At 31.9% G+C, this 21,971-nt stretch carries 18 protein-coding genes and 1 tRNA gene; 5 read left to right on the top strand and 14 right to left on the bottom strand.

All coding sequences use genetic code 11. The features are described from left to right. Positions 1 to 18: 18 nt before the first annotated feature. The 8 genes from mgtE to BM549_RS04565 all read right to left on the bottom strand — a co-directional run bounded on the left by mgtE (position 19) and on the right by BM549_RS04565 (position 11,463). Positions 19 to 1,392: a magnesium transporter gene (gene mgtE / locus BM549_RS04600; protein WP_013869400.1), complete on the bottom strand. Its 1,374-nt coding sequence runs from the start codon at positions 1,390 to 1,392 to the stop codon at positions 19 to 21. Beyond that, complete coding sequence (gene rsmA, locus BM549_RS04595; protein WP_290469191.1) at positions 1,392 to 2,204, bottom strand: 16S rRNA (adenine(1518)-N(6)/adenine(1519)-N(6))-dimethyltransferase RsmA; 813 nt, start codon at positions 2,202 to 2,204, stop codon at positions 1,392 to 1,394. Before rsmA ends, mgtE begins: the two co-directional genes overlap by 1 nt. 54 nt (positions 2,205 to 2,258) lie before the next feature. Further along, complete coding sequence (locus BM549_RS04590; RefSeq protein ID WP_290469190.1) at positions 2,259 to 2,582, bottom strand: DUF4286 family protein; 324 nt, start codon at positions 2,580 to 2,582, stop codon at positions 2,259 to 2,261. Between the two features lie 88 nt (positions 2,583 to 2,670). Next, positions 2,671 to 4,446: a tetratricopeptide repeat protein gene (locus BM549_RS04585; RefSeq protein WP_290469189.1), complete on the bottom strand. Its 1,776-nt coding sequence runs from the start codon at positions 4,444 to 4,446 to the stop codon at positions 2,671 to 2,673. Positions 4,447 to 4,871: 425 nt separating this feature from the next. After that, positions 4,872 to 6,143 carry a serine--tRNA ligase gene (serS, locus tag BM549_RS04580; protein ID WP_290469188.1) on the bottom strand — a complete coding sequence of 424 codons (1,272 nt, stop codon included), beginning with the start codon at positions 6,141 to 6,143 and terminating at the stop codon, positions 4,872 to 4,874. Between the two features lie 181 nt (positions 6,144 to 6,324). After that, positions 6,325 to 7,635: an HTTM domain-containing protein gene (locus tag BM549_RS04575; RefSeq protein WP_290469187.1), complete on the bottom strand. Its 1,311-nt coding sequence runs from the start codon at positions 7,633 to 7,635 to the stop codon at positions 6,325 to 6,327. Beyond that, positions 7,628 to 8,545, bottom strand: a complete 918-nt coding sequence (locus BM549_RS04570) for a bifunctional riboflavin kinase/FAD synthetase (RefSeq protein WP_290469186.1) — start codon at positions 8,543 to 8,545, stop codon at positions 7,628 to 7,630. The genes BM549_RS04575 and BM549_RS04570 overlap by 8 nt, the downstream gene beginning before the upstream one ends. An 86-nt stretch (positions 8,546 to 8,631) precedes the next feature. Continuing rightward, on the bottom strand, positions 8,632 to 11,463 hold the full coding sequence (locus tag BM549_RS04565; protein WP_290469185.1) for a choice-of-anchor J domain-containing protein: 2,832 nt from the start codon (positions 11,461 to 11,463) through the stop codon (positions 8,632 to 8,634). A 241-nt stretch (positions 11,464 to 11,704) separates the two neighbouring features. Between BM549_RS04565 and BM549_RS04560 the strand changes: the two genes are divergently transcribed. Next, entirely contained in the window at positions 11,705 to 15,040 is a 3,336-nt protein-coding gene (locus BM549_RS04560; RefSeq protein WP_290469184.1) for a reprolysin-like metallopeptidase, read from the top strand. Between the two features lie 49 nt (positions 15,041 to 15,089). Here the strand turns inward: BM549_RS04560 and pth are convergent, their stop codons facing one another. The 3 genes from pth to BM549_RS04545 form a co-directional block, all read right to left on the bottom strand. Next, a complete protein-coding gene (gene pth / locus BM549_RS04555) occupies positions 15,090 to 15,656 on the bottom strand; it encodes an aminoacyl-tRNA hydrolase (protein WP_290469183.1) in 567 nt (188 codons plus the stop codon). A gap of 152 nt (positions 15,657 to 15,808) precedes the next feature. After that, positions 15,809 to 16,441, bottom strand: a complete 633-nt coding sequence (locus tag BM549_RS04550) for a 50S ribosomal protein L25/general stress protein Ctc (RefSeq protein ID WP_290469182.1) — start codon at positions 16,439 to 16,441, stop codon at positions 15,809 to 15,811. Positions 16,442 to 16,490: 49 nt separating this feature from the next. Further along, positions 16,491 to 17,432, bottom strand: a complete 942-nt coding sequence (locus tag BM549_RS04545) for a ribose-phosphate pyrophosphokinase (RefSeq protein WP_290469181.1) — start codon at positions 17,430 to 17,432, stop codon at positions 16,491 to 16,493. A 145-nt stretch (positions 17,433 to 17,577) separates the two neighbouring features. Here BM549_RS04545 and BM549_RS04540 point away from each other — a divergent pair. The 4 genes from BM549_RS04540 to BM549_RS04525 all read left to right on the top strand — a co-directional run bounded on the left by BM549_RS04540 (position 17,578) and on the right by BM549_RS04525 (position 20,485). Continuing rightward, a tRNA-Leu gene (locus tag BM549_RS04540) sits at positions 17,578 to 17,659 on the top strand. A 71-nt stretch (positions 17,660 to 17,730) separates the two neighbouring features. Next, entirely contained in the window at positions 17,731 to 18,321 is a 591-nt protein-coding gene (locus BM549_RS04535; protein ID WP_290469180.1) for a HupE/UreJ family protein, read from the top strand. A 139-nt stretch (positions 18,322 to 18,460) separates the two neighbouring features. Continuing rightward, positions 18,461 to 18,892, top strand: a complete 432-nt coding sequence (locus tag BM549_RS04530; protein ID WP_290469179.1) for a dCMP deaminase family protein — start codon at positions 18,461 to 18,463, stop codon at positions 18,890 to 18,892. A gap of 3 nt (positions 18,893 to 18,895) precedes the next feature. Beyond that, on the top strand, positions 18,896 to 20,485 hold the full coding sequence (locus BM549_RS04525; RefSeq protein WP_290469178.1) for a S41 family peptidase: 1,590 nt from the start codon (positions 18,896 to 18,898) through the stop codon (positions 20,483 to 20,485). On the opposite strand, the gene BM549_RS04520 is transcribed toward BM549_RS04525, so the two are convergent. From BM549_RS04520 to BM549_RS04510, 3 genes are read right to left on the bottom strand one after another with little or no spacing between them, the layout of a single operon-like run. After that, entirely contained in the window at positions 20,486 to 21,097 is a 612-nt protein-coding gene (locus BM549_RS04520) for an NAD(P)/FAD-dependent oxidoreductase (protein WP_290469177.1), read from the bottom strand. After that, on the bottom strand, positions 21,098 to 21,298 hold the full coding sequence (locus BM549_RS04515; RefSeq protein WP_290469176.1) for a hypothetical protein: 201 nt from the start codon (positions 21,296 to 21,298) through the stop codon (positions 21,098 to 21,100). A 9-nt stretch (positions 21,299 to 21,307) separates the two neighbouring features. Continuing rightward, a complete protein-coding gene (locus tag BM549_RS04510) occupies positions 21,308 to 21,889 on the bottom strand; it encodes a MarC family protein (protein WP_290469175.1) in 582 nt (193 codons plus the stop codon). Between the last annotated feature and the right edge of the window lie 82 nt (positions 21,890 to 21,971).

Here is a 21,971-nt window from a genome sequence, read left to right as displayed (position 1 = left end):
AATATTTTACTTTTAATACTAAAAGCCTAATATTGATTTTGATATTAATAGATAGATTACTATACCAAAAATATCGTTACTTGTGGTGATAAATGGTCCTGTTGCTATGGCTGGATCTACGCCTCTTTTGTCTAGAAATAGCGGTATAAATGTGCCTATTAATCCGGCGATTATTATTACTACTACTAGTGATACTGATATGGCTAATGCGAGCTTAAAGTTTTGTTCCCATGCGAACACAAATAGAAATAGAAATATAGATAATACTACACCGTTTAGCGCGGCTAGAAGCATTTCTTTTACTAATCTATTATTTATACTGCCTTTTACATCGTCGTTTGCTAAACCTTGCACTATTATGGCGCTTGATTGTACTCCTACATTTCCTGCCATTGCGGCTATTAATGGTGTGAATAAAAATAGTATTACGGCTTGTTCTGGTAGTCTGCCTTCAAAAAAGTACATGATTACAAATGCTCCAATTCCTCCTATTAAACCTAGAAATAACCATGGTAGTCTTGCTCGGGTTAGTTGTAAAATACTATCGTCTGCCTCTACATCGTGTGTTATACCTGCTGCTAGTTGGTAATCTTTATCTGCTTCTTCTCGTATAACGTCTACAATATCATCAATGGTAATTCTACCCATTAATACTTTGTTTTCGTCTACTACAGGAATGGCTTCTAGATCGTATTTTTGCATTATTCTAGCTACTTCTTCGGCTTCTTCGTTAACGTCTACATAATCTACTTTTGGTATGTATACTGTAGAAATGTGGGCTCTTGGCGATGCCATAAGTAAGTCCTTTAGTGAGAGACGTCCTATTAACTTCTCATTACCATCTACTACATAAATAGAGTGAACTCTTGTTACGTTTTCGGCTTGTGCGCGCATTTCGCGTACACATTCTGTAACGGTCCAGTTTTCGTTTACTCGAACTAATTCTTTTGCCATTAAACCACCAGCTGTATCTTCGTCGTAAGTTAATAGTTCTTGAATTTCAGCTTTGTGCTCTTGGTCTTCAATTTGTGCAATTACTTGTTCTTGTCGTTCTTCGGGAAGCTCGGCAATCATATCTGCAGCATCATCGGTATCGAGCTCTTCGATTTCTTCTGCAATTTCTTTTGTAGATAGTGTTGCTAAGATTTTCTCTCGATCATCTTCATCCATTTCCATAAGGATTTCGGATGTTTTTTCACTATCTAATAATTTAATAATGTAGCTGGATTGCTCTGTATTTAGGTCTTCAAGAATTTCGGCTATATCCGCATGGTGATATTCATTTAATAATTCTAAAATGGCGTTATCATTTTTAGCATCTACTAATTGTTCTACACTAGTTATAAGCGCATCGCTTATTTTAAATTGGATATTTTCTTCTTGCTCTTCCACTAAATAGACTCGTTTTTGGTGTCGTTTTCAATTAATGTTGTAAGCTCAATAAAGGCTTGAACATCGAGTTGTTCTGGTCGCTTGCCAAATATAACATTTGCTTTTAAATTATCACTCAATTCGAATGTTTTTAAACTGTTACGTAATGTTTTTCTACGTTGCTGAAATGCTTGTTTTACCACTCTAAAAAATAGTTTTTCGTTGCATGGTAAGCTATAGTTTTTTTTACGTGTAAGTTTTAATACTCCTGAGTCTACTTTTGGTGGTGGATTAAATACTGTTGGTGGTACGGTAAATAAATATTCTGCATTATAAAATGCTTGTGTTAATACAGAGAGTATACCGTATACTTTGCTGCCTTCTTTAGAGCAAATGCGCTGGGCAACTTCTTTTTGAAACATTCCAGAAAACTCTGGTATTTGGTCTCTTAGCTCTAAGGTTTTAAATACAATTTGTGTAGATATGTTATATGGAAAGTTACCACTAATTGCAAAAGGTTCGTCTCCAAAGGTTTCGCTAACATCGTATTTTAAAAAATCTTTTTCTAAAATTCTTGGTGCAAGGTTTAGATAATTATTTTTTAGATATTCTACACTTTCGGTATCTATTTCTATAACATAGGTTGTTACAGGTTTTTTTAATAAATACTTGGTTAAAACACCCATTCCAGGACCAATTTCTAATACTTTTTTATAGCCTTCAAGTGATAAAGCGTCTGCTATTTGTTCTGCTATACTTTCGTCTTCTAAAAAGTGCTGACCCAAAAACTTTTTTGCTTTTACTTGGTGTGGATTGTGTTTTTTTTTGGTCATTGGTAGCTGTTTTAAATTTTTTAGTTTAAATACTAAGTTGTGGTTTGCTGTATTTTATTTAAAGTTTACAGCATATTCATCTATAACTTCTAGCTCTGTTCTAAAAGCAAGCATCTTGTCGGCAAATAGTTTTAAACCTTCGTTTCTTAAGCGATCTGCGTCTTCTTTATAGTAAGCGTTTAGAGATTCGCGAGAATGTGCTCTATATTGTATAGAGTAGGTTTCACCACCCATTTCTTCTTCTACTAAAACCTTGGTAAGTTTTGCTTCTAAAAATTTACCTGTTGCAAGTACTTGTGGAATATGTTCTTTAATCCAAGTTAACCATTGCTCGTGCACACTATTATCTATATTAACTGTGACGTTGTATATAATCATTCCTTAAAAATTGTATTGAAAAAAGAGTTTTTGCAAAGGTAGGATTTTAAAAAGGAATTGAAGAAAAACTACAATGTTTAAGCTTTTCTTAATTTATAGCGTCACCTCTTAATGCTCTGTATTTTTTACGTGAATCTACAAAGTAAATACTATCTGCATGGTTAAATATTATGCGTTCGTAAAGTTCTTTAGCTTTTTCTGGTAGTTGTAATTGGTTATTATAGATCTCTGCAAGAGCAAAGATGGCATCGTCTATTAAAATACCATCTGTATAATTTGAAATAATTTGAAGGTAATTAGACTTTGCTTTTTCAAAGTCTGCTTTGTCTTCAAATAATTGTGCCTGTTTAAGTAAGGCTTGAGGTATAATGGTTTCGGTTTTATGCTCTTGTATAATATTTGATAATATTGTAATAGCTTGTTCTTTTTTGTTTTGAAAAGCTAGTAAATCTGCCTTAGCATATTTTTTTAATGCAGTTTGTAAAGAGTCTCCTTGTTTATTATCACTTATAAGCAGTTTTAAGTCTAATGCGTCATTAGCTGTTAGTTGAGATGTAGATTTTTTTAAAATTTTAAGCTGAGATTCTGCCCATTTAAAATCACCTTTATAATAACTTGTTTTTGCTACTTTAAATCTTGCTAATTGTGAGATTTTGGTGTTTTTTAAAGCACGTTGAATTTGTGTGTAATAGATTAATGCTTCATTAAACTTTTCTTCTAATACAAGTATGTCTCCAAGTTCTAATTTTATTTGCGCTAATTGGTAATTACTAAAGTTTATGTTTAAACTATCTTTTAAAAAAGTGATAGCATCTTTAGGTTGGTCTAGATAAAAAGCTAAAAAATGAGCATATGCAATTTGCAAGTTTACGGTTCTTGGTGTTTTACCGTATACATCTAAGAGGTTTAAATATTTTTGTTTTATTAATTTATAGTCTTTTTTTTCAGCGTATTCTGTTTCTATTTTTAAAAGATTATAATGTGCATTTATTTGTATGTCTATCTCTTGTGTGTTTTCAATAATAAATTTAAATATATTTTTTGCAGTTTCGGGCTGTTTTTGGTTGTAGGCAATATTTGCTAATTGTTCAACACGGTCTAAACTTTCTAGCTCTCGTTTGTAAATAGCTTTTTCTTGAATAAAGGCTTTATTGTATTCTTTTTGCTGTATAAACAACCAGCTTAACATATCATTCCATAAAAGGTTAGGAGCTGTTTGTATTTTTTTTAATAATATTTTTTTTAGTATTATATTGTTTTCATTCTCTTTATTTTCGCTAATAAAAGAGCTAAATTCTCGTTTTGCGGTATTAATATATGTTTTGTTAATTTCAGAAAAATTAATATAACTATTAAACATTTTTTCTACATCGCCTTGCTCTCCATAAATTCGTGCTAAGTTTAAGTTAAAGTTTAGCTGAGGTTTTAGTTGCATGCCTTTTTTGTAAGTAGTTATGGCTTGCTCTAAAAGCGAAAAATTCTCAAAACTTCTACCAACTGCATAAGCATTATTTGGGTTTTTTTCTAAAGTTTGTATTGCTTTATCGTAATTTAACTTACTGTTAATTGTGTCGTTTTGCAAAGCGTAATTTCTACCCAATTCAACTAATAATTGTGGGTTTTCATAACGAGCTAATTCGTTTTTTAATAGTGTTTCTGCTTCTTTAAATTTTTCTAATTGTTGGTATGCTTTTATTAGTTGTAAAAGGTAAATTTTATTTCTAGTATTTTTCTTATATAGTTTTTTGTAGGTAGTAGCAGCTTTTTCAAAATCTCCATTTTTAAAATATTCTCTGGCTAAAATGTCATCTTGGGCAAAGGCACTAAAACTTAAAAGAAAGGTGAAAATAAATAAAAGTCTCATAGCAATTGTTTGTGTAAATATAACAAATGTTATGCCTTTAGTAGTTATAATAAAAATTTAGGTAAAAAAAATGCCTGAAATTAATCAGGCATGCCAATCTAAATAAATGTGCTATTAATCATATATTTAAAAATGATTCAAATACTCGATTGGGGATCTTTGTATTATTATTTTAATTGTTAGATACAATTGCTGTAGTGCTTATTTTTGATTTTAATTTATCATATTCAGCAGAAAAAACAACTGTTGCAACTATTACTAAGGTTGCAAGTAGGAACAAACGCTTAATGTTTTTCATTTTATTACTATTTTATAACGAGATAAATTTGAGAATTATAATTAAAAAACACAAAGTTTATCGAGTATTTTCGTTAAACAACGTGTTTTTTTAACATTTAATCGATAAAAACAGCAAAATTGAAAGTTTATTCAATAGTTTTAAATCCTGTGTAAGGAACTAAAGCATCTGGAATAGTGATACCATTTTCAGTTTGATAGTTTTCTAAAATTCCAGCTAAAACTCTAGGTAATGCAAGCGCACTTCCATTTAAAGTGTGCGCCAATTCATTTTTACCATCACTATTTTTAAAACGTAATTTTAAACGATTAGCCTGGTAAGTTTCAAAATTAGATACACTAGAAATCTCTAACCAACGATCTTGAGCTGTAGAAAATACTTCAAAATCGTAAGTCATAGCAGATGGAAAACCTGTGTCTCCACCACACAATCTTAAAATTCTATAAGGTAATTTAAGCTCACGTAAAATACTTTTAATATGTTCTACCATACCAAAAAAGGCATTGTAAGAGTTTTCTGGGTGCTCAACACGTATAATTTCTACTTTATCAAACTGGTGCAGTCTATTTAAACCACGCACGTGTGCGCCGTAACTACCAGCTTCACGCCTAAAACAAGGTGTATAACCTGTAATGCCAATAGGTAAGTCGCTTTCGTTTAATAAAACATCTCTAAATACATTAGTTCCAGGAACTTCTGCAGTTGGTATTAAATATAAATCGTCACGAGAGTCGTGGTACATTTGTCCTTCTTTATCTGGTAACTGTCCAGTACCATAACAAGATGCCTCGTTTACTAGATGCGGTAATTGATACTCTGTATAACCAGCAGCAGTATTTTTATCTAGAAAATAAGAAATTAAAGCACGTTGTAATCTAGCACCTTTACCTTTATAAACAGGAAAACCAGCACCCGAAATTTTATTACCTAACTCAAAATCTATAATATCGTATTTTTTGGCTAATTCCCAATGTGGTTGTGCGCCATCAAATAACTTAGGTACTTCTCCTTCATTAAAAATTTCTTCGTTTTCCTCTTCAGATTTTCCTGCAGGTACCGACTCATGTGGTACATTAGGCAGTTGGTATAATAAATTTTGTAATTTTTCTGCGGTTGTGTTTAAGTCTTCGGTAAGTGTTTTAGAACTTTCTTTTAAAGCACTCGTTTTTTCTTTTAATGCGTTAGCTTTTTCGCCTTGACCAGACTTGTATAAAATCCCAATTTCTTTAGAAATAACATTAGATTCAGCTAAAGTATTGTCTAATTTCGATTGTAACGTACGGCGTTCTTCGTCTAAAACAATAACTTGTTCAACTAAATCTTTAGCATCAAAGTGGCGTTTTGCTAAACCAGCAATTACAGCCTCTTTGTTATCTCTAATAAATGGTACTTGTAACATAAATTTTATTTTGGGCGTTACCAAAAACAAGCTAAAAAAGCATTGTTTTTGGTCAGGCTTTCAAGGCTCGCTCTCTGTGAGGAGCTCAAACAAACCTTTCAATCCTTAACGCAAATTGAAACATATTTTTAATAATGGTAAAAGTAGTAAGATTTAGCTTGTTGTAAAATAAAAAAGAAACCTATTTTGATGGTAATATCCAATCATTATGTGTAAAGTAGTTATACTTAGCATTTGCAATATCTACTTTTGGGTCTATTAATTGTTTATGTGGCTTACCATTTACACTTACAAGAGCGTTAATATATATAGAAATATCTTCGCCTTTATTTTTGTACTCTTCTTTTAACCGTTGTGAAAATTGCCACATAACATCTGGTTTAGAACTCGCAGAGCGTATTTGTTTTTTAGACAAATAATCATTTAAATTTATAAATGTTTCTTGTTTAGTGGTATTATTAACAAGTTTATAAGTTGTTCTGCTGTTTTTAGAGCGTAGCATCATACGCCAAGATAAACGGTGGCCTTCTTCTGTCCATAAAACATTATCTTCTATAAAATGATGGCGAATAGGTAGTATTATTTGAATTATAAAATAAATACTTCCAAGTGTTACCAAAATGGGTTTATAGTTTGGTACAATAACTTCATTTTTAGAGTAAAACTCCTTTCGTTTTAAAAAGATGTTTTTAATTACTTTAGGCTCAAAAAAGAATAAGCAAAAAGCTAACGATAAGTATGGAAATACACCAACCTGAAATACAATAGAGTTAAACAAATGAAAAAATATTGATGCAAAAAAAGCATATTTCCTAGTGGCTTTAATAAGTAAAAGCGGTATTATTAAACCGTCAAATAAAATGCCACCATAAGCTACTAAATATGGCATAAAACTGTTTTGTAAAAACTCACCAATAATAGGGTAATTGGCTTTGCTGCTCATTAATAGTTTTGGCACAGTTAAATCTATCCAATCTGGATATAGTTTTGCTTTAGATGCGTAAGTGTAAAGTATAAACAACTGGATTACAAAAATCCACTTACACCAACTAGGCATAGAAATTTCTTTAAGTTTAGGGTTTAATTTAACATCTAAAGATGCATAGCGATTTGCAGGCAAAATAGCCATAATTGCACTTAATAAAACAAGTAAGTAGTAATGGTTGTTATATGAGGATTTTTGCATAAAATATACGCCGCACCACATTAAACAAAAGGCCAATGCACTAAACCTATACTTATAACCTAGCATTATTAAAATACCAAAACCACCCATAATTGCGTAGTAAAAGTACATGCCATTTCCTGGTAATGGCTGTAGCCAGCCAAAGCCCATAAACGAGAATGTAAATTTTGGTTCTACTAAAGTGCGTGTTATCCAGCCGGTAAAAATTGCACCAACAGATTCTAAAAAGCATAGTAAACCAAAAATAATCCTGAATACTACAAGCGCACTATTATCTATATGTTTAAAAAGAAATGAGTTAATCATAATTTTTTATAATAAGAAATGCCTTGTCTTGATCTTTTTTTAATTGAGTTTTTAAAACCTCTATAGATTCAAATTTTTGTTCATCTCTAAGTCTGTCTAATAATTCAATTTTTAATGTTTTATTATAAAGCGAGTCTTCCCAATTAAAAAAATGTGTTTCTATGGTTTGAGAAGTACCATCAACTGTAGGATTTGTACCAATATTCATCATACCAAAAACAGTTTTACCATCTATAGTAGATTTTACAACATAAACACCATGCTTTGGGATAAGTTTGTAAGTTTCGCTAATTTGTAAATTCGCTGTAGGATAATTTATTGTTTTGCCAATTCCTTTTCCTTTTACAACTGTTCCGGTTAGCATAAAGTTGTAGCCTAAATACGTATTTGCTGTTTTTATATCGCCTTCATTTAAGGCATTTCTAATTTTTGTAGAGCTTACTGCAACATCGTTAATATCTTGAGCTGTTATTTCTTCAACTTCAAAATTATAGGTTTTACCAAAATCTATTAAATTATCAATATTTGCAGATCGGTTTCTACCAAAGTGATGATCGTAACCTATTATTATATATTTGGCATTTAACTTTTTTACTAAAAGTTTTTCAACAAAGTCTTCAGCTGTTAAACGTGAAAATTCTTGAGTAAATTTTTCGACAATCATATTTTTAATACCTAAGCTTTCTAATAAAGCAGCTTTTTCTTCCATGGTATTAATAAGCTTAATATTAGCATCTTTTTGTAACACCATTCTTGGGTGTGGAAAAAAGGTTAGTATTGTTGGTTTTAAATGTTTTTTATTACCAACAGTAATTAATCTTTTAATAATTTTTTGGTGTCCAATATGTACACCGTCAAAAGTACCTATTGTAATAATTGTTTGCTCGTTTTCTAGCGCGTTTGGTTTCAAATGCTTTGTCTTTAGTTTACAAAAATAAAAAAAGAGGATTGAAATGACTTCAAATCCTCTTTAATATAATTTAGTTTGCTGTAAATTTACTCTTTAATAAAGCGTAAAGTTACTGCAGCATTTTCTTTTGCAATTTTAATAAAATAAACACCATTGCTTAAAGCACTAGTATTTAATGTTAAATCTGCTTCGGTATTAATTTGCTTGTTTGTAATTAGTTGACCTAACATATTGTATACACTATATTCGTTAGGTAACTCGTTATTGTTAATTGAAATTGTTAACGAAGACCTTGTTGGATTTGGGAAAATAGAAACCGAATTTTCTAAATCAAACGAAGGTGTAGATAAGTTAAATTGTCTACCAAAATAGTAATTACCGTTAATTCCATCTGTAAAGGGTACAGTTAAAATGTAGTCACCGTTAAAATCTGAAACTGTAACCGGTTCTGATACAGTTGTACCTTCTCTAAAGGCAAATAAATCATTTCTACTTTCTCCGGTAATTGTTTCCCATGCAGTAACTTCTGCATTAGTAAAATAAAAGCTAAGCGTTGTTGCGCCAGATGTATTTGTATTTGTAGGCGTTAAACTAATTGTTTTTGCCATAACTCTATCTTCGTTAGCAGTAGAACCAGGACGTAATACAGTTGGAGCTCCAGCTAAAGCCTCATCTCTAGTAACAGTAACAGTAGTACAATCGTAATCAAAACCACCAGTATTATCTATACTTGCTATTATATTTCCACTTGCATTATCGTAAGCATACGCAACTCCAGAACTTTTAAGGTTTACTTCACTTGGATTTGTAATGTTTGCATCTGTTTGGATATTAAATGTAGAAGACTCTAAAACTTCAATAGTATCTAACATTAATAAGCTGTTACCTGTGGTGTTAAAGTGTCTAAACACTAAATAACCAGTTTGTCCAATAACATTTGCGCTAGTTGTAATAACAGATCTGTTTTCTGTAGTACCACCAATAGAGTTAGTTTCTTCAAGTAATGTACCAGCTATAATTGTTGTTTCGTCTGTAGTATCTGTAGTAAAGTAAACTGCGAAATGTTCTGGACTACCAAAATCACCAATTTCATAAGTGAATTCTACACTTGATGCATTTGGGCTAATAGTAATAGCAGGAGAAATAATATAGTTGTCTGGTGTCAATGTAGCTGTACCACCTACTACTGCTTCATTTGTAACAGATCCAGCCCATGAACCATTTAAATTCCCGTGAGCAATAGGGTTAAAAACGCCCCAGTTATTACCATCTCCGTCTGCGTCTATAACACTCCATCCAGTAGTTGTTTCCCAATCTTGAGTGAAAATTGAAGTCGTATAGTTACCTACAGCAGCTATATCGTCATTAACTATAGTTAAAGTAAAAGGTGTTATTGATGCCACTGCATCTCCAGTTGTTGTTACGTTTACTTCTAGAGTTATATCTTCATCTGTTTCAACAAAACTATCGTTATAAACTCTTAACGTTACTGTATCGTTTCCGTTAGCAGCTGTAGAACCCGCGTTAAAAGTTACGGTATTGTTTAGTAATTCAAAATCTTCATTAACTGTAGCAGTTCCAGTAGATACTAAACTAGCAGTTGCTGTGGCTGTACTTGCAGAAGTTAGTGATAATTGAAACGTAAAATCTTGAAAATCACAATCACTTCCTTCAATAACAGAATTTGGTGCTGCAGTAGTATAGTTTACTGTTGGACTTGCAGGACTACATGTGTTAGATGTATTTAACTGCATACGTCTTGGTGAATTTTGCATAACAATTACCATACGATCTTTTTGGTCTTGAGTAAAGGTGTCCATACACGCATCGTTTGTATAGTCCATATAATTTTGCACTTGATCATTACCAGCGCTTGTTGGACAAGAATCTGCACTTAAATTACATGTGTAATTAGCATCACCTGCAACAGGAGTATCAGCACAAAAATCATCTACACTACAGTTTCCATCACCCCAAATATGGCGTAATCCTAACCAGTGACCAACTTCGTGAGTCATTGTACGACCTAAGTTATATTGGTTATTTAAAATAAAAGAACCATCATTTTCTGCTAAAGTTCCCATAGCATCATAACTTGCAACTACTCCATCTGTATTTGCAGGACCTCCAATTGTATTTATTCCAGGAAGTCCAGAATTATCTGGAAATTGAGCATAACCTAAAAGGCCTTGTTGACCTCCTTGGTTTAATGGTAGTCCACCAGCTTTAATAGTCCACATATTTAAATATCTATTAGGATCCCATTGAGTGGTTGTTTTCATATTTTCTGTATCTGCTCTTGTTTCCCAATCATCTGTAGCCGCACTTGTATTACTTGGAGGCGTAATGTTGTGACGTACAATACCATTTGTAGGGTTTCCAAAAGGATCTTGTTGAGCAATACAAAAGTTAATTTCAACATCTTCAGCAAGACCTGTAGTATTTGCTCCTCCTGGAGTATTTACTAAGCGTCTATAATCTTCATTCATAACTTGAATTTGAGATAATGCTTGAGCATCAGAGATGTTTTCGTTTCCAGGTAATCCATTTGTATTAATTGGATCGCCATTATGTACTATATGTATAACAACAGGAATATTAAATACAGGAGGCATAGTTTTTCCTGCAGCTCTATCTGCTTTGTATTGTGCTAATTTAGGAGCAAGCCAAGCTTCAAATTGTTCAGAATTTGCACGGCTAGGATATTGTTTTTGCAAGGCTGCTTCATTCTCGTCTGTAAGACATCTAGCATAGCCTGTTTTAAGAATAGCATTTTGAGTTTCTGAAGTTAATTCAAAAGAAGGTATTTCCTTTTGTACGCTAGATTTTGTGTTTAAAAGAGGTGTGTTTTGTTGTCCAAATAAGTTTGTTGAAAAACTAAATGAAACAAACAAAAATAATAAAGTAATTTTTTTCATTTTCGATAGATTAAATTCACGTTAATTTATTGGCTTACAAATTATGGAAAAAGACTGAAGTAAAAGCGTTTAAATGTAAATTATTTACGATAAAACGTAAAATTTTTGTATTTCTCTGAAGTATAGGTTTTTGTATGAATTATTCTTTAGGAAACTCATAATTTTAACAAGATAATTATTGCAAAATTGCGAATTAGATGTTAAAAATTCATTAAATTTATAAATCCATAAAACAAAAAATATGAAAACAAGATTACATTTCCTCTTATTGCCTCTAATTTTTCTATTTGTAAATCATGCATTTAGTCAAAATAATGTATGGAATAAAACAACATTTAAGGAAGGCACGAATGGTATTTCACTACAGAATTTAGATAAAGATAACTCTGAAGTATTACAACTAAATATTCAGGCGTTAAAACAGCAACTTGATGGAGCACCACTAAGAAGTGTATCTCAAGGGAAATCTAATACAATTGTAGATTTTCCAACTTTAAATGGAAAAATACAGCAATATAGGGTAGTAGAAACGCAGATATTTTCTTCTAATGATAACCAGCATCAACATCCTGATATAAAAACATATCTAGGATCTAGAATAGATAATTCTGGTACTAGAGTGAGATTTAGTGTTACGCCTTTAGGCTTAAAAGCTATGATTTCAGAACCAGGAAAAGAAACTATATATATTCAACCAGTAACAAAATTTTCAAATGGGCAATATTTACTATATAATAGAACGGCCCAACTTAATGCTTCAGAAACATTTGAGTGTTTAACTGAAGATGTTGATATATCTAAACGTGTTGTTAGTAGTACAGTATCTCGAGATGCAAATGACCAATTACTTCGAACGTTTAGAATGGCAATGTCTGTAACTTCAGAATATACTAATTATTGGGATGATGGAAATGCGGCAAATGGTAACGCACAACAAGATGCGCTTGCCCAAATGGTTTCAACTTTAAATAGAACTAATGAAGTTTTTGAAGTTGATATGGCCATTACTTTTCAATTAGTTGATACGGCTGATGATCCCGCTATCGATTTAGTATATTCTGGTACAGACCCATACGGCACAGATTTAAACGGTGACTTACAAGCTAATTTAACAGCGACTGTTGGTGAGCCAGATTATGATATTGGTCATTTACTAGCATTTGCGGGAAACAATGGTAATGCTGGATGTATAGGTTGTGTTTGTTCTAACGGAAAAGGAAGTGCATTTTCTGCACATCAATTTACAGATAATGATGGCGGCCCATACATGGCAGATTTTTTCGATATAGATTATGTGCCTCATGAAATTGGACACCAAATGGGAGCAAACCATACTTGGTCTTTTAATTCTGAAGGAACTGGTGTTAACGCAGAACCTGGAAGTGGAACTACAATTATGGGTTATGCAGGAATTACTGGCGGAAACGATGTTCAAGATCATAGTGACCCTTATTTTCATTATTATAGTATAGATCAAATTTTAAATAATGTAACTACGGCTCCTAATAATTGTGCTGTAACAACTCCAATTACTAATAACGCACCAGTAGCAGATGCTGGATTAGATTACGTAATACCAAAAGGTACAGCGTTTGTTTTAAAGGGAGCTGCCACAGATGCTGATGCTGGAGATACACTAACATATACTTGGGAGCAAATAGATAACGGTGTAACTACCAATACTACATTTGGGCCAACTAAAGTAACGGGTGGTGTTTGGAGATCAAGACCGCCTAGTACATCACCAAACAGATACATGCCAATATTAAGTAGAGTTTTAAATGGAGAATTAACAGAGTCTAATCCAGTAGAAACTGTAGATAATTCTTCTTGGGAAACTGTATCTACAGTGGGAAGAAATTTAAATTTTGCTCTTACTGTTAGAGACCGCTCTGAAGTTGGTGGTGTTGGGCAATCACCGCAAACTAGTTTTGATGAAATGTTAGTAACGGTTGATGCTGTTTCAGGACCATTTACAGTTACTTCACAAACAACAAATGAAACTTGGGATGCTGGGTCTAGCCAAACGGTTACATGGGATGTTGCCGGAACTAATACGGGTATAGTTAATACACCAACAGTAAATATTTTACTATCTGTAGATGGAGGTTTAACATTTCCTTTTGTTATTGCGTCAAATGTACCAAATGATGGTTCACACGATGTTGTAGTTCCTGTTACAGGAGGTGATACAAATATGGCACGAGTTATTGTTGAAGGAAATAATAATATTTTTTATGCAGTTAATTCAACCAATTTTTCAATTCAAGAATCTGAATTTGTAATTACACTTGATAATCCTGTTGTTAATGTTTGTGCACCTAATGATGCAGTATTTAATTTTACTTACAATACATTTTTAGGTTTTAGTGGTACTACTAACTTTACAGTATCAGGACTACCTGCAGGTACAACTGCAACTGTTAACCCAATGTCTGCCACTGCAGATGGAACAATGGGAACTGTTACAATTTCAGGAATTGGAAGTTTGGCTGCAGGACCATATAATATGGTGTTAGAAGGTACTTCAGGTACAATTACCAAAACTGTAGATGGTGTATTTAATGTGTATAGCAGTGTTTTAAATCCAACAACTTTAGTGTCACCAGCAAATGGAGCTGTAGATGTTCCTGTAGACGGTGATTTAATTTGGGACGTTGATGTAAATGCAGAAAATTATTTTGTAGAAATAGCATCAGATTCTGGTTTTGCATCTATTGTTGAATCTGCAACAATACAGACCAACTCCTACACAACCACTGCATTAGCAGCTAATACACAATATTATTGGAGAGTGACAGCATCTAACCAATGCGCTACAGCAGCACCATCAACCGTATTTAATTTTACAACTGCAAATTTAACTTGTGCGACTTTTAGTGCTACAGATTTGCCACAAACAATTTCTGAAAGTGGCGCAGGAAATAGTTATACATCTACAATAAATGTTGTAGCAAATTTTCCTATAACAGATGTAAATGTAACTATAGATATAGATCACACTTGGGTTGCAGATTTAGATATAACTTTAACTAGTCCAAATGGAACTGTTGTTGAGTTAACAAGTGATAATGGTGGAAGTGGAGATAATTATACAGCAACTGTATTTGATCAAGAGGCTACAGGTCCTATAACAGCAGGAGCAGCACCTTTTACAGGATCTTTTGTGCCAGAAGGTGATTTATCAACTATTTATGGAGAGTTGTCTGGAGGAGATTGGATTTTAACAGTTGTTGATGATGCAAACTTTGATGGAGGAAACTGGAATAGTTTTGATTTAGACCTTTGTGTTCAAGGAAGTCTATCTGTTAATGATTTTGATTCAGGTATCTCTGGTTTTTCTGTATATCCAAACCCTAACAATGGATCTTTTAATGTGAAATTTAATAATTTATCTCAAAATGATATTTCAATTTCTGTTTATGATATAAGAGGAAGACGTGTTTTTAATAATTTATACAGAAGTACAAATAATTTTGAAGAGACTATAAATTTAGAAAATGTAGAGTCTGGTATGTATGTTTTACAAATATCTGATGGTATTAAATCTCAAACAAAAAAGGTGATTATAAAGTAGGTTACCGTATTTTTTATAAAAAAAAAGGGAGCTAATTGGCTCCCTTTTTTTATTTTCCATTAAAAGTATTCATGGTATTATTTATTCCAGCTAAGCCAAAAGATTTAATTAGCTCTATAGATTTTTTTAGGCGCTCTTCAAGTTTGCTGTTTTCTTCTTCGGTCCATTCTCCTAATACATAATCAACTTGTCGTCCTTTGCTAAAAGCATCACTTATACCAAATCTATAGCGATTGTATTTGTTAGTATTTAACTTATCTTGAGTGTCCTTTAAGCCATTATGACCTCCATCGCTTCCTTTGGTTTTTACTCTTATGCTTCCAAAAGGAAGGTTTAAATCATCTGTTATAACTAGTAAATTTTCTAATGGTATTTTTTCTTTTGTTAACCAATATAAAATAGCTTTTCCGCTTAAATTCATATAGGTGTTTGGTTTAAGAAAAATAAAAGTTCTTCCTTTTAATTTATAGGTTGTTATGTCTCCAAGTTTTTGTGTTTCAAAAGTTAAAGATTCTTCTTTTGCAAAGTAATCTAGAATTTTAAAGCCAATATTATGACGTGTGTTTTCGTATTTATCACCAATATTTCCTAAACCAACAATTAAGAATTTTTTCATAGAATTTGCTTTTTCAATTGTATTTGAATTGTTTTTAGTTTTAAATATTTTGTAGAACCAATCAAACATATTGAAGTTACTTTTTTTTGTAAAAATAAAAAAGCATCCTGAATATTTCAGAATGCTTTTTTTATTTGTTCAGAATAAGTTGTTTATTCTTTTACAGCAGCTACATCGTCAGTTTCTGTTGCTGGTACATCATCTGCATCTTCATCATCTTCATCATCTTCTACTACAGCAGCTCTAGAACGTCTTACTAAACATACAACAGTGTTATCTGGGTGCATGAATGTGTAATCTTCAGACTCTAATTTAGTGATGTAAAGTTTGTTTCCAATTTTAAGGTTTTCAATATCAGCATCTATGTAATCTGGTAAGTTTCCTGGTAAAGCTTTAACTCTAAGGCTACGTTTGTTTTTACGTAAAACACCACCATTTCTTACACCTCTTGGGTTACCAATATATCTTACAGGAATATCCATAGTAATTTCTTTATCCTCGAATACTTGGTAGAAATCTACGTGTAAAATTCTATCTGTTACAGGATGAAATTGAATATCTTGTAAGATTGCATTGTAAGTGTCACCACCTTCTAATTCGATTACAACTGTATGCGCATTAGGTGTATACACCAATTTAGAGAATGCTAATTCAGCTGCCGAGAAATGCACTGCCTTGTCTCCTCCGTATAATACGCAAGGAACCTGACCAGCATTACGTAAGGCTTTTGTTGACTTCTTGCCCACGCTTTCTCTTTGAGATCCGTTGATTGTAATTGATTTCATTTTTTATTTATATTTAATTATTAATATACTTTTTTGGTAATGTAAATAACTACATTAAAAATTTAGAACTTATAGATTTGTTGTAATGTACATTATGCATTACCTCTGCAAATAAATTTGCGCAACTAAGCACTCTAATTTTTTTGCTTTCTCTCTTTAAAGGAATAGAATCTGTAACAATTAATTCTTCTAATTTAGAGTTTTCTAACCTCTCATAAGCATTGCCAGACAATATTGGATGTGTGCAAATTGCTCTAACACTAAGTGCACCACGTTCCATCATTAAATCTGCAGCTTTAGTTAAAGTTCCTGCAGTATCGACCATATCGTCTACTAATACTACATTTTTACCAGTAACATCGCCAATTAATTCCATGTGAGAAATCACGTTGGCTTTAGCACGTTGCTTATAACATATAACAACATCACTTTCCATTGCTTTAGAGTAAGCATACGCTCTTTTACTACCACCCATATCTGGAGAGGCAATAGTTAAATTCTCTAAATTCAACTCTTTTAAGTAAGGTAAAAATACAGTAGAAGCAAATAAATGATCTACTGGTTTTTCAAAGAACCCTTGGATTTGATCTGCATGTAAATCCATAGTTATAATTCTAGTTGCTCCAGCTGTTTCAAGCATTTTTGCAACTAATTTTGCTGCAATAGGAACTCTAGGTTTGTCTTTTCTATCTTGTCTTGCCCAACCAAAATAAGGTAAAACTGCTGTAATGTGTCTCGCAGAAGCTCTTTTGGCAGCATCTATCATTAATAACATTTCCATTAAATTTTCAGAGCTTGGGTTTGTTGACCCAATAATAAAAATTCTTGTACCACGTATAGACTCTTCGTAAGATGGTTGAAATTCACCATCACTATAAGTAGATGTAATTACATTACCTAATTTAGCACCATATGCCGCTGCGATTTTTTCGGCTAAAGTTTTACTTTGCGTTATTGAAAAAATTTTTGCGTCTGGCTTAGTATTTGGCATCGTAAAAATGTTTTAAAGTAGTGAATAACACTACGTTATTTTTAATGAGGTGCAAATTTATGACTATTTTTTCATCTATACAGTATAATCGCCACTATTTTTAAGGTGTTTGTCGAAAAAAGATATATTTTTGTACCAATAAAAGGCTCAAATGGCGGAATTGGTAGACGCGTTGGATTCAAAATCCAATTTCTTCGGGAGTGTGGGTTCGATTCCCACTTTGAGTACAAAGGCATCATTTTTTATTGATGCCTTTCTTTATTTTTATATATTTACAACACCCAAAATATAACTTATAATGCTTGAAGAACTTTGGTTTAATGTACAATATGGTATTAATCACGTACTTGATATTAATGCTTATGATCACGTTTTATTTCTTATTGTTTTAACTGTTCCTTATATGTTTAAGGACTGGAAACGAGTGTTTTTACTTGTAACCGTTTTTACTGTTGGGCATACTTTGTCACTTATATTAGCTACTTATGGAGCTGTAAAAATTTCTGGAAATATTATTGAATTTTTAATACCAGTCACAATATTAATTGTCGCACTTTTTAATGTGTTTACTTCTGGAAAAGGCGCTCAAAAAGAAAAAATAGGTATTTTATTTATCTCTACATTGTTTTTTGGCTTAGTCCATGGGTTGGGTTTTGCTAGAGAATTTAAGTTGTTGGTAGGTAACGATGATAACAAAATAATAACACTCTTAGAGTTTGCTTTAGGTATAGAGTTAGCTCAGGTTATTATAGTTTTTATTGTCCTATTTTTAGGTTACTTAACACAAACGGTATTTAGGTTTTCTAAACGCGATTGGATTATGGTGGTTTCAGCTATTGTTGTAGGACTTGTAATCCCAATGTTATTAAATAGTCCGTTAATAAAATAAGTAGCTTCTATAAAATTTTCATAAATCTCCTTGGTTAAATTGTAATTAAAATACTAACACGTTATCTTCGTTGTTAGTAGAGTAGTAGCTTTTGCTTTTTTAAGCATAATAACATTATAATACTACTCAGTTTTATAATATGCCAAAAAATAAACAGCACAAATACGATAAAGCGTATTTACGAATTGCACAAGAATGGGGAAAGCTATCTCACTGTAAACGAAAACAAGTTGGAGCTTTAATTGTAAAGGACCGCATGATAATTAGTGATGGTTTTAATGGAACGCCTACTGGTTTCGAAAATCCTTGTGAAGACGAAGAAGGTTATACTAAATGGTACGTTTTACATGCCGAAGCGAATGCAATTTTAAAAGTAGCATCTTCAACTCAGTCGTGTAATGGAGCAACTCTATATATTACTTTATCACCTTGTAAAGAATGTAGTAAACTAATACATCAAGCTGGTATAATTCGTGTTGTATATAAAGAAGGATATAAAGACGACTCTGGTTTGCGCTTTTTAGAAAAAGCAGGAATAGAAATAGAAAAAATAGAAGATTTAAAAGCATAACAAATGAATAAAAAATACTGGCCTTTACTTTTTGGTGTAGCTATAGCTGCTGGTATTTTTATTGGTGGCAATTTAAATTTCAATGATACATCAGATCGTTTATTTACTTCTAACAGTAAAAAAGATAAGCTAAATAGGTTAATAGATTATATTGAACACGAATATGTAGAAGACGTAAATACAGATAGCATTGTAGATGTTACTGTAAACGGTATAATGGAAAATCTTGATCCGCATTCAGTATATATACCAAAAGAAGATTTGCAACGCGTTACAGAGAATATGAAAGGCGATTTTGTGGGTATAGGTATTAACTTTAATACATATAAAGATACAATTACAGTAATTCGTACTATAGAAAATGGGCCAAGTGCACGAGCAGGATTAAAAGGTGGCGATCGTATAATTACTGCTAATGGAGACTCCTTGTTTGGACGTGATTTAACCAACGGTGATTTGGTAAAAAAATTAAAAGGTCCAATAGATACAAAAGTAGTGTTAGGTGTAATTAGAAAAGGAGAAGAAGAACCTTTAGAGTTTACTGTAGTTAGAGATCATATTCCAATTAAGAGTGTTGATGCTGGTTATATGCTAACAGATAAATTAGGGTATATAAAAATTAACAGGTTTGCAGAATCTACATATAAAGAATTTAAAAAACAATTAACAAAATTAGAGAATCAAGGTGCAAAAGAATTAGCGCTTGATTTAAGAGATAATCCAGGTGGTTTTCTTGGTGTAGCAGAAAAGATTATAGACGAATTTTTAGAAGATGATAAGCTTATTTTATTTACAAAAAATAAACGTGGAGATATAGAAAAAAGTTTTGCCACAGGTCGAGGTTCTTTTGAAAAAGGACATGTTTATGTTCTTATAGATGAAAACTCTGCATCTGCAAGCGAAATTGTAGCAGGAGCATTACAAGACAACGATAAAGGAACCATTGTAGGTCGTCGTTCGTATGGTAAAGGCCTAGTGCAAAGAGAAATGCAATTAGGCGATGGTAGCGCGGTTAGATTAACCGTTTCAAGATATTATACGCCAACAGGTCGTTCAATACAACGCTCTTACCAAAAAGGAAATCAGCAAGATTATTTTGATGATTATTATCAAAGATTAGACAGTGGAGAGCTTTTAGATTTTAATAAAATTGAAATTGCAGATTCCTTAAAATTTACAACACCTAAAGGAAAAACAGTTTATGGTGGAGGCGGTATAATACCAGATGTTTTTGTACCGTTAGATGAAAGTATGCAAAATGAAACAATTTCATTTTTATTACGTCGAGGTTACATTAGAGCTTTTGCCTTCGAGTTTTTAGAAAAAGACAGATCGCTTTTTAAAAATACTAATAGAGAAGATTTTATTAATAATTTTCAAATAACTGAAGAAACTATAAATGAGTTTCAAGAATTTCTTAATCAAAAACGAAGAACTACAATTGTATTTGTCGCTTACAGAGAAGAGGTGAAACAGTATATAAAAGCATCTATAGCAGAGCAATTATTTGGGTTTGGCGCCTACGAAGAAGTTGTAAACCAAAAAGATTCTATGGTTGCAGAAGTTGTTAAGCAATCTGCAAAAACCAAATAATTAAGCGATTACTGTTTTGTCGTGCACCTTAGTATGTTTACCATTATTCCATAGTGTTAAAATATCGGTCGCAACATGAGCGCCACTTCCAGAAGCAATAGCAAATTGACTACGCCATCCAGCTAAAGTTCCTGCAACATAAAGATTTTTTTCTATTAAATGATCTGTATTTTCTAACCAAATACGATCTTTAGAAATTGCGGCTCTTGGGTGTGGTTTTATGTAAGATTCTAAACCTTCTATAGACATTAAACTTGTGTAACCAACAGCAACAACAACACGTTTACACTTATATTCACTTTTATTTGTAATAATTGTAAAATCATTATTCTGTTTTACAATTTTAATAACCTTTTCGTTTTCTATTTGTAAAACTTCAGGATATAAATCGTTTAATTGTTGTTTGCCTTGAACAAGTAAATCACTACCTAAGGTACCAGGTTTTAGACCTAGTACATTATTAAATAAAGCATTTTGTAAATGAGATGTTTTTTGGTGTGTAATAATAGCAACTTGTTTACCTTTTGCAAAAGGTTTTTGCAAGCCAGAGCCAAGAACCAGTGCGCAAGATAATCCTGCAGCGCCACCTCCAATTATTAAAGTGTCTATCATTTATTTTCCTTTATTTTTTTCTTCAATTTTTTTCGAAATTCTTAAAATTTGTAAAAGTAAAATAGCGCAAAGTGAAGCGAAAATTGTTATTAATGCTACTGTACTTTCACCTTCAAAAAGATTAGAAAAATCGAGCTTGGTAAAATTATAAATTATTAAACCAACTGCTAATATGCTTAAAATAAGTGTAAAAATTTTCATATTGTAAAGTTAAGAAAAAAGAACCTTAACATTGTCTGCAAATAGCTTAATTGATATCGCTAATAATATAACGCCAAAAACTTTTCTAATTATATTAATACCATTTTGACCAATAAAACGCTCTATTCTGGTAGAGGTTTTTAAAACTATATATATAACAAGAACATTTAACAAAACAGCTAAAATAATATTTTCGATAGCAAATTCAGCTCTCAAAGATAGTAGTGTTGTCAAGCTTCCTGGCCCAGCAATTAGCGGGAAAGCTAGCGGAAAAACAGAGGCTGTCATTGGGTTAGTATCATCTTCTTTATATAAAGTAATACCCAAAATCATTTCTAAAGCAATAAAAAATAAAATAAAAGATCCAGCAACAGCAAAAGAGCTTACATCTATACCAATTAGATTTAAAATACTTTTTCCTAAAAATAAAAAAGCAATTAAAATAACACCAGCTATTAATGCTGCTTTTTCACTTTGTATGTGCCCTGCTTTTTTTCTTAAGTCTATAATAATAGGAATATTACCAATAATATCAATTACGGCAAAGAGAACCATGAAAACGGTAAATATTTCTTTAAAATCTAAATTCATGTTTTTTGTATTGAAATTTTTTGCAAAAGTACTTTTATAAATAGTTTATTCAAGGTTAAATTTAGGTTATTTTTTAATTAAA

It is taken from the genome of Lacinutrix sp. MedPE-SW (assembly GCF_001874145.1).
GTDB lineage: Bacteria > Bacteroidota > Bacteroidia > Flavobacteriales > Flavobacteriaceae > Lacinutrix.
The sequence above is the reverse complement of the archived record's forward strand: the minus strand, read 5'-3'. Positions and strand labels throughout refer to the sequence as shown.